The organism is Halomonas sp. MCCC 1A13316, assembly GCF_014931605.1.
Lineage (GTDB): Bacteria > Pseudomonadota > Gammaproteobacteria > Pseudomonadales > Halomonadaceae > Halomonas.
The window spans coordinates 3,388,986-3,403,759 of sequence record NZ_CP053382.1 but is presented as its reverse complement, the minus strand read 5'-3'; the positions used below and the strand labels follow the sequence as shown (position 1 = coordinate 3,403,759).

The window sequence follows — 14,774 nt, the reverse complement described above, 5'->3', positions numbered from 1 at the left end:
TGGCTAATGAATCGGGCGGATGCGCCAGATGGCGAAGGGCTGATGCCAGGGTTCGAGTCGTAGCGATTGCCACTTGCCGTGCCAGGTCCAGCGAAGCCCACTCATAAGGTCTTCTCCCTGCAGGCCGGCGTCATCGGGCAGACCGAATTCCCACAGCGGTAATTCGAAAATTCCCTCCTGAGCCTCGAACGGGTCGAGGCTGATGGCAGCGAGAATGAAGTTATCTCGCGTTTCAGTGCGCTTGCCGAAGAGCAGGATCCTATCGTTGTATATCGTGTAGAAGGCCAGCCCCAGATGGGTCTGCAGCGCCGGGTTTTCCCGTCGGATGCGGTTGAGCTGAGCGATCTCGTAGGTGATGTTGCCGGTCGCAGTGTAATCACGCGGCCGGATCTCGTACTTCTCCGAATCGAGGTACTCCTCCTTGCCCGGCACCGGCTCTCCCTCACACAGCTCGAAACCGGAATACACGCCCCAGGAGCCTGCCCCCAAGGCAGCGAGAGCTGCTCGCAGCAGGAAGCCGGGCCGCCCCGAGGACTGCAGAAAGTAGGGGTTGATGTCCGGTGTGTTGACGAAGAAATTGGGCCGGTAGCCCTCGCGCAGCGGCGATTCGTGCAACTGGGTGAAGTACTCGGTCAGCTCCTGCTTGGTATGGCGCCAGGTGAAGTAGGTATAGCTCTGGTTGAAGCCCAGCTTGCCGAGTCGCAGCATCATCGCGGGCCGCGTGAAGGCCTCGGCCAGAAAGATCACCGACGGATCGCGGCGGCGAACATCGCCGATCAGCCACTCCCAGAAGGGCAGTGGCTTGGTATGGGGGTTGTCGACGCGAAATATCTTTACGCCTTCACCGATCCAGCCCTGGACGACGTCGCGAAGTTCGATCCACAGCGAAGGGATCGCTTCCTCGGCATAGAAATCGACGTTGACGATGTCCTGATATTTCTTGGGCGGGTTCTCCGCGTAACGGATAGACCCATCGGGACGCCATGAGAACCAACCGGGGTGTTCCTCGAGCCAGGGATGGTCGGGCGAGCACTGGATGGCGAAGTCCAACGCGATTTCCAGGCCATGATCGTCTGCAGCGCGTACCAGATCACGGAAATCGTCTCGCGTGCCAAGTTCCGGATGTATCGATTCATGACCTCCCTCCTTGCTTCCGATGGCGTAGGGGCTGCCGGGATCGTCCGGCCCTGCTTCAAGTGAATTGTTGGGTCCCTTCCGGTGCGTGCGCCCGACGGGGTGAATGGGCGGAAAATAGAGGACGTCGAAGCCCATGTCGCGAATCATGGGAAGGCGCGCTTGCACGTCGCGAAAGGTACCGTGACGGTGCGGGCTGTCCGTTTCCGAGCGGGGGAACAGCTCGTACCAGCTCGAGAAACGTGCCCGAAGACGCTCCACGTCGACGGCGTAGACCACGTCGCTGCGGACCAGATGCGGACGTGCATCCGCCGCCTCCATCAGCTTCGCCGTATCGCCGTCGAGTAGCAGGGCAACCCGTTCGGCATCGGACTCGAGCCGTTGGAAGCGCTCATGGGTGGCCTCGAGCGCCGCTCTGAGATCGCCTTCGCTGCGCTCCGTCGCTTTGACGACCAACCGGCGGCCCTCCTCGAGTTCGAGTCCGACCGCCACGCCTGCCCGGTATTTCGTGGCAAGTTCGTGGCGGTAGGTGGCGTAGATGTCCCACCAGGCTTCGATGAGAAAACGGTGTGTGCCAATATGACGGGGTGTGAAGCGTCCTTCGAAGTTATCCAGGCCCAGCGGCAGAACCTGATGCATGGACTCGCGGTGCTGGTGGCCTTCGGTGTCGAACCAGCAGATCGCGGCGGCCAGAGTGTCATGGCCGTCGGCGAAGATCTTCGCCCTGACGGTGATCGGCTCGTCGACGATGGATTTTGTGGCGAAGCGACCGTGATCCAGTGACGGCTGCACCGATTCGATGGCGATGCGAGGCGCATGGATGGCCGCCATGACATGACCCTGTTCCGGCTCCTGCGTCGGGTCGGCGACCGGCGCCGAGTACGGAGTTGAACTCATCGCATGCTCCTTTCTGTTTTGTTCCTTGGCCAGTCACCTGGCCTTCAGGCCGCCCCTCATGCCTGAATATCCAGGGGGCCGGTTTCCTGCAGCAGCTCGAACAGGACCAGCGAACGCTCCTCCATCTCCAGTTCGTCGCCAAAGGCGCAGTAAAGGGGGGCTTCGTCGAGGGGGCGGCTGGTATCGAGCCGACACACCCAGCCGACGCCGCGCGGCACCTCGGGCAAACGGAACGTGATCTTGTCGGGGCTGGCGTTGAACAGGATCAGCAGCGAGCGGTCGTCGCCGCTGCGTCGAATGCCCGAAAGGCGGGCACGGCCGTCCAGCAGCACGCCGAGGCTGCGCGCTTCGGGATCCTCCCAGCGCGCCACGTCCATCTCGCTGCCGTCGGGGGTGAGCCAGGTCACTTCCTTGAGTCCCATCTCCTCGTTGTATTCGCCGGACAGGAAACGGCCGCGACGCAGGATGGGGAAGCGCATGCGCAGCTCGACGAGCCGGCGCAGGTACTCGATCATGTCATGGGCGTCGCCCTCCAGGTTCCAGTCGAGCCAACTGGTCTCGTTGTCCTGGCAGTAGGCGTTGTTGTTACCGCCTTGGGTACGCAGCAGCTCGTCGCCGGCGAGCAGCATCGGCGTGCCCTGGGAGACCAGCAGGGTGGCCAGCAGGTTGCGGATCTGGCGCAGACGCAGCGAGTGGATGGCCGGGTCGTCGGTGGGGCCCTCCTCGCCGTGGTTCCACGACAGGTTATGGTCGTGGCCGTCCTGGTTGTCTTCGCCGTTGGCCTCGTTGTGCTTGTCGTCGTAGGCCACCAGGTCGTGCAGCGTGAAGCCGTCATGGGCGGTGACGAAGTTGACCGAGGCGAAGGGACGCCGGCCGCGTCGATCGAACAGATCCGCCGAGCCCATCAGACGCGAGGCAAGTTCGGCCAGTTGGCCTTCGTCGCCACGCCAGAAGGCCCGAACGGTATCGCGAAAGCGGTCGTTCCACTCCGCCCAGCCCGGCGGAAAACCGCCCACCTGGTAGCCGCCTGGACCGCAGTCCCACGGCTCGGCGATCAGCTTGACCTGGCTGAGCACCGGGTCCTGGCGGCAGGAGTCGAGGAAGCCCCCGCCCTCGTCGAAGCCGTGGGGCTCGCGGCCGAGGATCGTCGCCAAGTCGAAGCGAAAGCCGTCGACGCGCATCTCGGTGGCCCAGTAGCGCAGCGAGTCGGTGACCATCTGCAACACCCTGGGGTGGCTCAAGTTCAGTGTGTTGCCGGTGCCGGTATCGTCGATGTAGTAGCGCGGTTCGTCCGGCAACAGCCGGTAGTAGGAGGCATTGTCGATACCCCTTAACGACAGGGTCGGGCCGAGTTCGTTGCCTTCGGCGGTATGGTTGTAGACCACGTCGAGGATCACCTCGAGGCCAGCGGCGTGATAGCAGGCCACCAACTGCTTGAATTCGCTGATGCTGTCGCCCGAGAGATAGCCCGAATGAGGGGCGAAGAAGCCCAGGGTGTTGTAGCCCCAGTAGTTGCGCAGCCCTCGCTCGAGCAGGTGTTGATCGTCGACGAAGGCGTGGATCGGTAGCAGCTCGATTGACGACACGCCCAGCGAGCGGATGTAGTCGACCACCTCGTTGACCATCAGCCCCGAGAAGGTCCCGCGCAGCGCTTCCGGCACCGCCGGATGGCGCATGGTGTAGCCGCGCACATGGGTCTCGTAGATCAGCGTTCGGTTCCAGGGCAACTGGACGCCGTGCGCACGGCCCCAGGTGAAGGCGGGGTCTATGATTCGGCAGCGTGGCATGAACGGGGCGCTATCGCGCTCATCGAAGCTGAGGTCGCCGTCGGGATGGCCTATGGTGTAACCGAACAGGGCCTCGTCCCAGGTCAGCTCGCCGACGATCTGCTTGGCATAAGGGTCGAGCAGCAACTTGTTGGGGTTGAAGCGATGCCCTTTCTCTGGATCGTAGGGGCCATGCACCCGGTAACCGTAGAGCTGGCCGGGACGCGCATCGGGCAGGTAGCCGTGCCACACCTCGTCGGTGAACTCGGGGAGCTCGATGCGCTCCACTTCCTGAGTGCCGGTATCGTCGAACAGGCACAGCTCGACTTTGGTGGCGTGGGCCGAAAACAGCGCGAAATTGACACCCAGCCCATCCCAGGTCGCGCCCAATGGGAACGGCCAGCCCTCACGAACCCGCGAGCGGCGGATGACGCTGGGCGGCTCGGCTGTCGTGGCGGGTTCGGTCTGTTGCGGCTCCTGCCTCATATCGTTCATCAGCTCGTCCTTGAATGGTGTGGGTCTCCTGTTCCATGCCGATCACGTCTCGCGTTATTTGCGCGTCTTCGTGCGGCTGCTGCTTGCTGTGCTGTTGTCACTCTTGGTGGTGGAGGGGGGCGTCTTCGACGTTGCGCCACGGCTGCGCTTGGTGCCGCTTGCTGCGGTCTTGCCCGGCACCTGTGACGTATCGGCGGCATCGGGTTGTGTCAGGCCATCGTCGGCGCGCCGAGGCTTGCGGGCGCGCTTGGCCGTGGCCGATTCCGGCGGCAGCGGCTCCAGCGGCCCCGGACCGGGCTCGGGTGAAATGGCCGGGGCATCCGGCCCGCCACGGTTGGCGGTATCCTGCTGCTGAGCCCCGGTGCCGGTGGCCTGTTCGGCCGGCAGCGGGCGGGTCGAAGCCGCCGTGGGCTCGGGCTCGTCCGGGGCCGGCCCCGGGCTGGCGCGATCCTGTACCGGCTCGTCCTGGGCCACGTCGCGGTCGTCGCGATAGGGCAGTTCGTCGAAGTCGGGTTCACCGTCGGGGGAATCCAGCGGCAGTCGATTCTCCTGGATGCCGGTCTCGTCGTCCTCCAGCGGCAGGTCGTCCTCGAGAATGGGCGGTTCATCCACCGGTTCGCCGACCTCGTCGAGCTCGGTGTCGATGCCTTCTTCCTCTTCGGCGATGACGATCCGCAGTGCCATGTCCCAGTGACGCTGCTGCTGTCCCTCGGGGCGTCCTTCCGATTCCCAGATCTTGTAGGCCAGGTTCCGTACACGCTCTTCGTTAGCCATCCTAGCTCTCCCTATGCCTGCGCATGTTTCGTATATGGATACCGACGGGAAATGCCGACAGCAGTTCCTCGGCGGCAAGGCTTTCATCCGTTACTCTCAGGGTGGTACCGGTCAGCGCACTTTGCCAAGCGGCGCACGACTCTTCGCTAACTCGCAACCGGGTATTGCCCCAACGCGATGAAGGGACATGGAGCCGTTCGGTGCCTTCGAGTAGTGCCGTGCACAGGCGTGGCACCGTCACCAGCAGCTGCTGGTCGCCATGTTGGCGGAGAAAGGAGACGAGCATGTCGCCGTGTTCGCCCTCCACCGTCACGGGGTGGTAGTCGCCATGGGTGAATAGGTCGCGATGGGCATGGCGCAGTGCCAGCAGGCGGGCAATCATGGCCTGCTTGACGCTGCCGTCCCGCCAATGTCCCAGCGCCTCAGCGGGCTCGTGGTCTTGCTCCAGAGCGGCTTGGCGCGCGACATGGTCGACCGGGCGGCGGTTGTCGGGGTCGACCAGGCTGTAATCCCAGAATTCACAGCCCTGGTAGAGGTCGGGCACGCCGGGCACGGTCAGACGAAGCGCCGTCTGCGCCAAGCCGTTGAGCGCTCCCGGTAGGTCCAGCTCGCGGGCTGCCTGTTCCAGTTCACGGCACAGTTCGGGCGTGGCCAGCACGCCATGAAGGTATGCGCGACAGGCAGTCTCGTAGGCATCGTCGGGCCACAGCCAATGCGTGCGCAGCTTGGCTTCACGTAGCGCCTTCTGCTGCCACTGGGCCAGTCGTTCGGTAAAGCGCTGCATGGCATCGGTGTCGTCGCGCTGAAGCGTGGGCGGCCAGGCGCCGAGCAGAACCTGAAAGAGGATCAGCTCATCGCCCGGCGCGGGGGCGGGCCCTTCGGCGAGCGCCTGGCGCAGCGGGGCGGCCAGGCCGCGCCAGCGCTCGACCCGTGTGGCAAAGCCGCTGGCACGCTCGCTCAGTGCGGCCAGACGGGCACGTACGTCTTCACCGCGCTTGTGGTCGTGGGTGGCCGTCGCGACCAGCCCATGGGGAAAATGTCGCGCCCGCCAGGCGTTGGCAGCGTGAAACTGACGAGGCGAGTGGCTGAAGTGCTCGCCGTCGAAGCCCACGTCGTTGCGCGAGATCAGCACCGCGCTTCGATAGCCGGCGGTATCTTCCACGGCCTTTGCCGCCACCGGCGAGGTGAGCTGCTGGAAGCGTACGATGGCGCGCTGGCGCAACCAGCGCTCTTCGGCATCCGCGGCACCGGCGGGCGCCTCGCCGCCCAGCCAGTGTTCCAGCCATTCCAGCACGCTGGCATCGGGCGGGCTCAGCTCGCCGCGGGCACCGGCCATGGCCTGATCGAAGAAGGGCGCATCGAGCTCGGGGCGGCCGCCGTCGTCGGCGTAGGTGCGGTAGACCGGAAAATGCACGATCAGCGCCGTCAACGCCCGGCGCACCGCGGCCAGGGTAATGTCACGGCTCGCGAGCGAATGGCGGGCCACCGCATGCAGGGCGCGGGCGCAGGCCTCGAATTCGCTGCTCAGCAGCGACGAGAGCACCTCGCGCCGCGCCCGGTGCACCTCGGCGGGAAAGTCCGGTTCACGGCCGCTGACGTCGCGCCATAGATCGCCTAACGGCTCGGCGCCGGCCGGGTCGTGCTGCACGGCGGATATTGCGTTCATCAGCTCGTAGCCGGTGGTGCCGTCGACCCCCCAGTCGCGATGCAAGGTTTCGTCGCCGGCCAGGATCTTCTCGACGAAGATTGCCACGTGGCGCACCGCGTCCTGCGGCCGGCGTTTCTGGATTTCGCCCAGCCGGGCTCGCAGTCGGCGGCAGTAGCCGCGCGGGTCGGCCAGGCCGTCGACGTGATCGACGCGCAGGCCGTCGATCCAGCCTTGCTCCACCAGGCGCAGCGGCAAGGCGTGAACCGCCTCGAACACCTCCGGCTGCTCGATGCGCAGCCCGCCAAGTTCGGTAATGTCGAAGAAGCGCCGCCAGTTGATCTCGTCGGCACCGCTACGCCACCACGCCAGGCGGTAGTGCTGGCGCTCGAGCAGGTCATGCAGGCGGATGGCGCCGCCCCGGGTGGTGCCGTCGAACAGCGCCAAGGCCTGCATGAGCGCCTGCCGAGCCGACGGCTCCGTGAGCGCCTGGCGCAATTCTCGGCGGCACTCGGCGACAGCGGTGTAGGCGTCGTCGCGTTGCTGCAGGGCGTCGAAGCGTGGCGCCAGGTACCACAATGTCGCGTGCTCGGCAAGACGCAGCACATCGCCGTAGCGACATGGGTCGAGCGGAAAGCGGTGCTCGTGATAGGCGACGTGGAAGCTCGTCGTATCAGGGTCGTGGCGCAGCACTAGGTCGGCCGAATGCAGCGCCTCGGCATAGGGTTCTCCGAGGAAGGGCAGCAGCAGCTTGCCGGCCAGCCGTGGGTCGGCCGAGTGCCAATCGATATCGAAGTATTCGGCGTAGGGGCTCGCCTGGCCCCAGGCAAGCACGTCCTGCCACCACGGATTCTGCGAGCCGCCCACCGCCACATGGTTGGGCACGATATCCAGGATCAGGCCCATGTCGTGTTCCCGCAGCCGTGCGACCAGACGTTCCAGCGCTGCCTCGCCGCCGAGTTCGGGGTCGATGCGGGTAGGATCGATGCCGTCATAGCCGTGCGGTGAGCCGGCCCGCGACATCTGTAAAGGCGAGGCGTAGACATGGCTGATGCCGAGCCGGGCGTAGTAGCCCACCCACTCCGCGGCATCGTCGAGGGTAAAGCCGCGGTGGAATTGCAGGCGAACGGTGGCGCGAATCTCACTCATCGTTTGCCCCTCCCTGGGCGTCTTGGCGAGCTTGCCGGCGAGCCTTGGCGAGAGCAGTCAGGCGACCTGCCACTTCGGGCGAGGCGAGCAGACGTTCGGCGTCGTCCGGCAGGCGCCGCCGCCAGTTGGGATGCTCGTCGAGCGTGCCTGGCAGGTTGGCCTGCTCTTCCAGCCCCAGGGCATCCTCCAAAGGTAGCAGCGTGAGCGGTGCCGGCGTGAGCCCTAGCTGGCGCACGCAGGCATCGAGCACCTGCGAGGCGGGCAGGGCGGCAGCGTCGAGCGGCGACTCCGGCACGTGGTCATCGACCAGATGCAGCGCACGAACCAGTCGCGACCGCTCGACACGGCGCTCGGCATGCTCGTCGTCGGCATCCCGGTCGTCGGCCAGCAGGCCGAAGCGGCTGCGCCATTCGATGTCGCCCCCTGCCCACCAGCCGGCCAGGGTGGGCAGGTCGTGGGTCGAACTGGTGGCGATGGCGTCGTGCGACCACTTGCCCGGTGGCAGAAAGTCGCCTTCCTCGTCGCGCTCGAACCACAGCACACGCATGCCGAGGATGCCGTGGCGTGCCAACTGTTGGCGAAAGCCCGGGGCGACGGTGCCCAGGTCTTCGCCGATGACGATGGCGCGGTGACGCCAGGACTCCAACGCCACCAGCCGCAGCAGATCGGCCAGCGGGTAGCGCACGTAGCCTCCCTCGGTGGGCGCAGCGCCATGAGGCACCAGCCACAGGCGCATGAGTCCCAGCACATGGTCGATACGAAGCCCTCCGGCATGGGCGAAACCGGCGCGCAACATGTCGATGAAGCTGCGAAAGCCCGAACGTACCAACCCTTGAGGCGAGAAGGGGGCGAGCCCCCAATCCTGGCCATGCACGTTGAAGGTGTCCGGTGGGGCGCCGATCGACAGGCCCTCGAGCATCTCATCCTGGCGGCTCCAGGCCTGGCTTCCGGCGGCATCGGCCCCCACGGCCAGGTCGGCGATCAGCCCGATCGACATGCCGGCCTCGCGGGCCGAGGTCTGGGCGCGGGCGAGTCCTTCGCTGGCCAGCCACTGCAGAAAGACGTGAAAGACGATTTCATGCGCATGTTCCTCGGCGAAGCGGGCCACATCGGGATTTGCCGGGTCGCGCAACACCGCCGGCCAGCGGTGCCAGTCGCGCTCGCTCAGGTGCTGCATCAGCGCCTCGAAGCGACAGTGATTCTCGAGCATGGCCCCGCCCGCCTCACGGAAAGCCGAGAGTGCCTGGCGGGTTCGCCGTGCGTCGCTGTCTTCGCGCTGCATCAGCTCGTCGAAGAGGGCGCGCAGCCAGGCGAGCTTGGTCTCTGCCGCACGGGGCCAATCGATCAGTTCCTGCGCTTCCAGCTGTGCCTTGACCTCGCCCAGGCCGCAGCGATCGACGGCCGCTGCGACCGCGGCCTCGCCGAGCAGTGCCTCGGGGGCGGCGTGCAGTGCGTGGTAGAGCAACCGGCTCGATGGCGAATAGGGGCTGTAGTGCGTGACGTCGGCGCTGAACATGGCGTGCATCGGGCTCACGGCCAGCGACGCGGCGCCGGCCTGGGCGGCGTGCCGCACCAGTTGCTCCAATGCCAGGACATCGCCAAGACCGCCGTCGCCGGGGCGGCGCAGGGCGTAGAGCTGTACCGCCAGGCCCCACAGGCGCGGCGCTTCGCTACCCTCGGCATCGGCCGGGGTATAGCAGCGCGGCGGGGCCACGGCCAGGGTCACCTCGCGATTGGCGACCTGTAGGCGATGGTAGCCGGCTACCCCGATCGGAGGGAGGCGGCCGCGCTTGTCGAGTCGATCGTGCAACAGGTCGCCCTGTTCGAGATGCAGGGTAAACTCGGTGCCGGCAGCAAGCGCAGACGGCAGCTCGGTGGCGGTGCCGCGCTCGGCGGTGATCAACGGCGGCCACTGCTCGGGTGACGCGGGAACCCGCAGTCGTTCCAGGCTCGCCGCGAGCTCGTCCGGGCTGTCGGCAGGATAGCCGAGCCGGGCGAGCAGCTTGCGTTGGGTGGTGGCGTCGAGCCGCTTACGACGTCCCTCGCTGTCTTCCCATTCGAGGATCAGGCCGGCGGCATCGGCCAATTGCGCCAAGCGTTTCTCGCTCATGCACTGATCTCCTCGTCCCCGGGACCCGACCTCAGCCAGGCCACAGCACAGCGCGCCGGCAAACTGCCGCTCTCGGTGGCGATAGCCGCGCCCTCGCGGGTCTCGTACAGGTGTCGTCCGACGCCGAAAGCGCTGGTGGCGGCGGGCCGCTCGCTCAGGTTCATGGCGATGACCAGTTGAGTATCGTCGCTCATCTGCCAGCGGGCCACGACGGCGCCGTCGTCGAGAACTTCTGCGCCCAGGGCGCGGGCGCCATCCAGGCGCGGCACGATTTCGGCGTGGCGGATCGCCAGCAGGTGGCGGACGAAGGCCAGCCAGTCGGCATGAAGGGCGTTATCACGTGCCTCGACATCGGGCCGAGAGGCCTCGAATGTGGCAGCGTCGTTGGGGTCGGGAATGGTGGCGCGCAGGTCAGGGTCCTGAAAGGCGCCGAACGCGGCGAATTCCGCCCGGCGGCCTTCGCGCACGGCCGCAGCCAATTCGTCGCGGTGATCGGTGAAGAAAAGAAAGGGACGCTCGCTGGCCCACTCCTCGCCCATGAACAGCAGCGGCACCATGGGCGAGAGCAGCAGCGTCAGCGTGGCGGCTGCCAATGTCTCCCTTTCGGCGAGCAGGGTCAGACGCTCACCCATGGCGCGGTTGCCAATCTGGTCGTGGTTCTGCAGAAAGGCGACGAAGGCCGTCGGCGGTAGGTGAGCGCTCGGGCTGCCGCGGGGCGTGCCCTGGCGGGTTGCGTCTCCCTGAAAGATGAAACCCTCTCCCAGGCAGCGTGCCAGCTTCTGCGTCGCGGCCTCGGCGAAGTCGCCGTAGTAGCCTTCGCTCTCGCCGGTGAGCAGCACGTGCATTACGTTGTGCCAGTCGTCGTTCCACTGCGCCGTGAAGCGCCCTGGCCCGAGCAGTTCGGCGTCGTTGTGCTCGTTTTCCAGCACCAGATGCACGTGGCGTCGCGGATCGATGTGGCTGCGCAGGGCCTCGGCCATCTCGAGCAGGAAGTCGCGTTCGACGATGGCATGCACCGCATCGAAGCGCAGGCCATCGAGGCGGTATTCATCGAGCCACATCAGGGCGTTCTCGATGAAGAAGCGGCGCACCATGGGCTGGCGGAAATCGATTGCCGGCCCCCAGGGGGTCTGGCGATCGCCGCGAAAGAAGGCGCCGGCATAGCGCGGCAGATAGTTGCCGTCCGGACCGAAGTGGTTGTAGACCACGTCGAGAAAAACCATCAGACCGAGGCCATGGGCGTCGTCGACGAAAGCCTTGAGTGCTTCGGGGGCGCCGTAGGTCTCGTCCACGGCGTAGGGCAGCACGCCGTCGTAGCCCCAGTTGCGCGCGCCGGGGAAGACCGCCACTGGCATCAGCTCGACTGCCGTGATGCCGAGCTCGGCCAGATAGGGCAGCCACTGGCGCGCCTGCGCCAGGCCGCCCAGCGTGCCCAGGTGCAGCTCGTAGAGCACCGTCTCTTGCCAGGGGCTACCCCGCCAGTCGGCATGGCGCCAGGCATGGCGATAGGGATCGACCACCACGCTCATCCCTTCGATACCGCCAGCCTGGGCGCGGGAAGCGGGGTCGGGTATGGCGAGGCCTTGCACCGCATCGTCGAGATAAACGCGATAGCGGTAGCGGGCGCCATGATCGCAGGGCGCCTCGCCGACGAAGCGCCCTTCGCCAGCGTGGGTCATGGCAATGGCATCGAGACCCTCGACTTCGAGCTCGACCCGGCTGGCACTGGGCGCCCACAGTGCGAACTGGGTCCACTCCGGCCCCATCACCTGGGCGCCAAGCGTGTACTGGAATCGCTCTGCTTCGTTCATCCCGACGCTGGCACCTCCACACCGGCTTCTTCGCTGATCTTTTGATAGAGTCGCGTATAGGGGGCGATCGACTGGCGCCAGTGATAGCGTCCGGTCATGGCTGCCCGACGCATGGCGTAGAACAACTCCGTGGAGTGATAGACGGAGAAGGCCTGCTGAATCGCCTGCATGAAACTGGCCTGACTGACCTCGTCGAAAAGGAACCCGGTCACGCCATCCTCGATGGTATCGGCCAGACCGCCGGTACGGTGAGCGATGGGCAAGGAGCCGAATCGCTGCGCGTACATCTGGCTGAGACCGCAGGGCTCGAAGCGCGACGGCATGAGAAGAAAGTCGCTGCCCGCATAGATGCAGCGTGCTTTCTCCTCGTCGAAGCCGATGTAGGCCCCCACGGCGCCCGGGTAGCGCTCCGCCAGCCGATCCAACTGGGCCTCCACGCGGTGTTCTCCACTGCCGATGAAGACCAACTGGCCACCAGCCTGGACGATGCTGGGAGCCGCCTCGATGACCAGGTCGACGCCTTTCTGGTGCACCATGCGCGACACCATGGCGAACAGCGGACCGGAACTGGGCGCCAGCCCGAAGCGATGGCGCACGTAGTCGGCATTGGCTCGCTTGCCGCGCCAGTCGTTGGCCGAGAAGGCCTGGACCAGGTGGGCGTCGGTGCGTGGATCCCAGGAGTCATCGATGCCGTTGGGGATTCCGCTCAGTCGGCCCTGCTCTGCCTTGCAGAGCAATAGTCCTTCCAGGCCACAGCCGAACTCGGGGGTAGTGATCTCCTGGGCATAGGTCGCGCTCACGGTGGTCACGTGTGACGCGAAGACGATGCCCGCCTTCATGAAAGAGAGCTTGCCGTAGTATTCGACCCCATCGATATGAAATGCCGATTCGGGAATCCCCAGTGCCGCGCAGCGTGTCTTGTCATACAGGCCCTGATACGCCAGATTGTGGATCGTGAACACGCTGGGTACTTTGATCCCCAGCCAGGCGAGGTAGGCCGGCGCCAGGCCACAAGCCCAATCATTGAGGTGCAGCAACTGGGGCAGCCAGTCGAGCCCAGCGTTACCGGCTGCGATTTCGGCGGCAGCCAGCGACAAGCGGGCGAAGCGGATGTCGTTGTCGTCCCAGCCTCCGCTGCCGTAGCCTCCCGGCCCGGTTCCGTAGGGCCCTCCCTCGCGTTCATAAAGCTCGGGACAGAGCAGTACGTAGATCACCAATCCGTCGGCGCAAGTCATTTCGCCCACATCGCAGGCCGGGAGGTCTGCCCGGGCCGGCAAGTGGCCGACGCGTCGGATGTCCAGTGGCGAGTTGCACACCTCTCGGTACGCCGGAAGAAGGATGCGAATGTCGTGATGGGCTGCTAGCGCCCGTGGCAGCGCCGAAGAGACATCGCCGAGCCCCCCGACCTTGACGAAATCGGCGATTTCGGGAGTCACGAACAGGATGCGTTGCGATGGATGGCTCGAGGTGCCCGTTCCTGGCGGCTTGCGATGGGCGTGGCCCCGCCTCGCAATTTCGGGATCCTCCAGCGTCAAAACGCTGGCAATTGCATGACTATGACCGGATCTGTCACTTTCTGTAGCTGAATCGAAACCCTTCAGTGCTACATTGCCCATAGTTTTTGACCTCCCTGTATCGGCAATGATGTCGCTGCCCTTCTGACACCTTCGACTGCTTGATTCGCCTACTTTCGGGCTTTCCTAGCCGCGAGGGGAGTCGTAAGCAAAAGGTGATGTTGCCTAGGTATAGTCGATGAAGCCTACTTCGGCGAAGGAAAGTAATCACATAACTTGGGTAAAGTATCGAAGGCGAAACGGTGCTCGATAAAGAGTTCTCTATCAGAGTTAAATCTTTATATATGGCTTATAGATAGAAAACTTAATTAACACATCGTCACGAATAAGCGGTATAAAGGCTTCGTATGGAATAGGTAAGGGGCGGGGCGTTCTCATACCGATACAATGAAAAAATTGGTGAAATCGGGAAACTTGCCATATATTTCAGCCGCCCGGCTCAGGGCGGCAACGAGACAAGGATCGAGCCTTCGAGAAGGGGACACCTCACCAGGCGGTTATCGGGAGCGTTTGCCGTCGCGTTCAGGGTCGAAGCGAAAAGCGGCACGGTGAAGCAGCTCGAATTGTCGGCTGCACTGGCTGCAAGCGCCGCACATGGCGAGATGAAAGCGCAGAGAGGCTCGCTCCGGCCATGACAGTCGCCGATCGAGGCGCTGCGACATCAGCTCCGTGGCGCGTCGACACATGATCATGGATGGCCTCCCGTTATCCATCCCTGTTCGATGCAGGCCCGCAGCCGCAAGCGGGCGCGGTGCAGGATGATCCAGCAGTTGTTCTCCTTGATCCCCAGCTCATGACAGATCTGCTCGGTCGTGAGCCCCATCAGCTCGCGTAGCGAGAAGATCCGGGACTGATTATCCGGCAGTACGATCATGCAGGCATCGAAGACCTGCCAGAAACGCTCATTCTCGAATACCGCTTCAGGTTCCCCCCAGCTGCTGGGGCGGGCTTCCTTCTGCCATCTGCCGCTCTGCTGGAACTGGCGGTCGATGGCGTCGTCATCGCTTTCGTCCTCGAGCGGCTGCCATTGGCCATGGCGCTTCTGGGCACGCATGAGGTCGAGGATCTTGTGCTTGAGAATGCCGAAGACCCAGGTTTCGTAGCCGGAGCGGCCCGAGAAACTGGCATCCTTTTCGATGGCGGCTTCCAGCGCATCCTGAACGGCGTCTTCCGCAGCGGCGTTGTTGCGCAGATGCAGGCGCGCGAAGGAGACCAGCCGCGGACGGACGGCGGCCAGGCGCTGCATTCGGTCCTGCTGATCGCTTGCGAGCGATGCGTCCGCCGAAGGAACGCCGCGCCCCTGCGCTATCTCGCCCTCGCCGGAAGCTTCCGCCGGCTCACTGTTATTCATGGTTCACCCCCTGTGTTGCTCTCAGCACAGCGAGGCGCCGGCTATTTCTGCCCCGGTATTCCTGATAC

Annotated in this window: 9 protein-coding genes; all 9 read right to left on the bottom strand. The window is 65.1% G+C overall.

All coding sequences use genetic code 11. The annotated features are described in order from the left end of the window. Positions 1-3 precede the first annotated feature (3 nt). The 9 genes from HNO52_RS15725 to HNO52_RS15685 all read right to left on the bottom strand — a co-directional run bounded on the left by HNO52_RS15725 (position 4) and on the right by HNO52_RS15685 (position 14,706). Positions 4-2,031, bottom strand: a complete 2,028-nt coding sequence (locus HNO52_RS15725) for an alpha-1,4-glucan--maltose-1-phosphate maltosyltransferase (protein WP_197566179.1) — start codon at positions 2,029-2,031, stop codon at positions 4-6. Positions 2,032-2,087: 56 nt separating this feature from the next. Then, entirely contained in the window at positions 2,088-4,292 is a 2,205-nt protein-coding gene (gene glgX / locus HNO52_RS15720; RefSeq protein WP_197566178.1) for a glycogen debranching protein GlgX, read from the bottom strand. A 54-nt stretch (positions 4,293-4,346) separates the two neighbouring features. Beyond that, positions 4,347-5,066 carry a DUF2934 domain-containing protein gene (locus HNO52_RS15715; RefSeq protein WP_197566177.1) on the bottom strand — a complete coding sequence of 240 codons (720 nt, stop codon included), beginning with the start codon at positions 5,064-5,066 and terminating at the stop codon, positions 4,347-4,349. Between the two features lies 1 nt (position 5,067). Continuing rightward, entirely contained in the window at positions 5,068-7,860 is a 2,793-nt protein-coding gene (treY, locus tag HNO52_RS15710) for a malto-oligosyltrehalose synthase (RefSeq protein WP_197566176.1), read from the bottom strand. After that, positions 7,853-9,970: a 4-alpha-glucanotransferase gene (malQ, locus tag HNO52_RS15705; protein ID WP_197566175.1), complete on the bottom strand. Its 2,118-nt coding sequence runs from the start codon at positions 9,968-9,970 to the stop codon at positions 7,853-7,855. The genes treY and malQ overlap by 8 nt, the downstream gene beginning before the upstream one ends. Then, positions 9,967-11,781, bottom strand: a complete 1,815-nt coding sequence (gene treZ, locus HNO52_RS15700) for a malto-oligosyltrehalose trehalohydrolase (protein WP_197566174.1) — start codon at positions 11,779-11,781, stop codon at positions 9,967-9,969. Before treZ ends, malQ begins: the two co-directional genes overlap by 4 nt. Beyond that, positions 11,778-13,397 (bottom strand): glycogen synthase GlgA, encoded by a 1,620-nt coding sequence (gene glgA / locus HNO52_RS15695; protein ID WP_197566173.1) that lies wholly within the window; start codon positions 13,395-13,397, stop codon positions 11,778-11,780. The genes treZ and glgA overlap by 4 nt, the downstream gene beginning before the upstream one ends. 455 nt (positions 13,398-13,852) lie before the next feature. Beyond that, entirely contained in the window at positions 13,853-14,047 is a 195-nt protein-coding gene (locus HNO52_RS15690; protein ID WP_197566172.1) for a zf-HC2 domain-containing protein, read from the bottom strand. Further along, positions 14,044-14,706: a sigma-70 family RNA polymerase sigma factor gene (locus HNO52_RS15685; RefSeq protein WP_232090329.1), complete on the bottom strand. Its 663-nt coding sequence runs from the start codon at positions 14,704-14,706 to the stop codon at positions 14,044-14,046. Before HNO52_RS15685 ends, HNO52_RS15690 begins: the two co-directional genes overlap by 4 nt. Positions 14,707-14,774: the final 68 nt, after the last annotated feature.

Coding starts and splice junctions, on each gene's coding strand:
- HNO52_RS15725 (WP_197566179.1), bottom strand. CDS start 2,031: ATGAGTTCAACTCCGTACTCGGCGCCGGTCGCCGACCCGACGCAGGAG.
- glgX (WP_197566178.1), bottom strand. CDS start 4,292: ATGAACGATATGAGGCAGGAGCCGCAACAGACCGAACCCGCCACGACA.
- HNO52_RS15715 (WP_197566177.1), bottom strand. CDS start 5,066: ATGGCTAACGAAGAGCGTGTACGGAACCTGGCCTACAAGATCTGGGAA.
- treY (WP_197566176.1), bottom strand. CDS start 7,860: ATGAGTGAGATTCGCGCCACCGTTCGCCTGCAATTCCACCGCGGCTTT.
- malQ (WP_197566175.1), bottom strand. CDS start 9,970: ATGAGCGAGAAACGCTTGGCGCAATTGGCCGATGCCGCCGGCCTGATC.
- treZ (WP_197566174.1), bottom strand. CDS start 11,781: ATGAACGAAGCAGAGCGATTCCAGTACACGCTTGGCGCCCAGGTGATG.
- glgA (WP_197566173.1), bottom strand. CDS start 13,397: ATGGGCAATGTAGCACTGAAGGGTTTCGATTCAGCTACAGAAAGTGAC.
- HNO52_RS15690 (WP_197566172.1), bottom strand. CDS start 14,047: ATGATCATGTGTCGACGCGCCACGGAGCTGATGTCGCAGCGCCTCGAT.
- HNO52_RS15685 (WP_232090329.1), bottom strand. CDS start 14,706: ATGAATAACAGTGAGCCGGCGGAAGCTTCCGGCGAGGGCGAGATAGCG.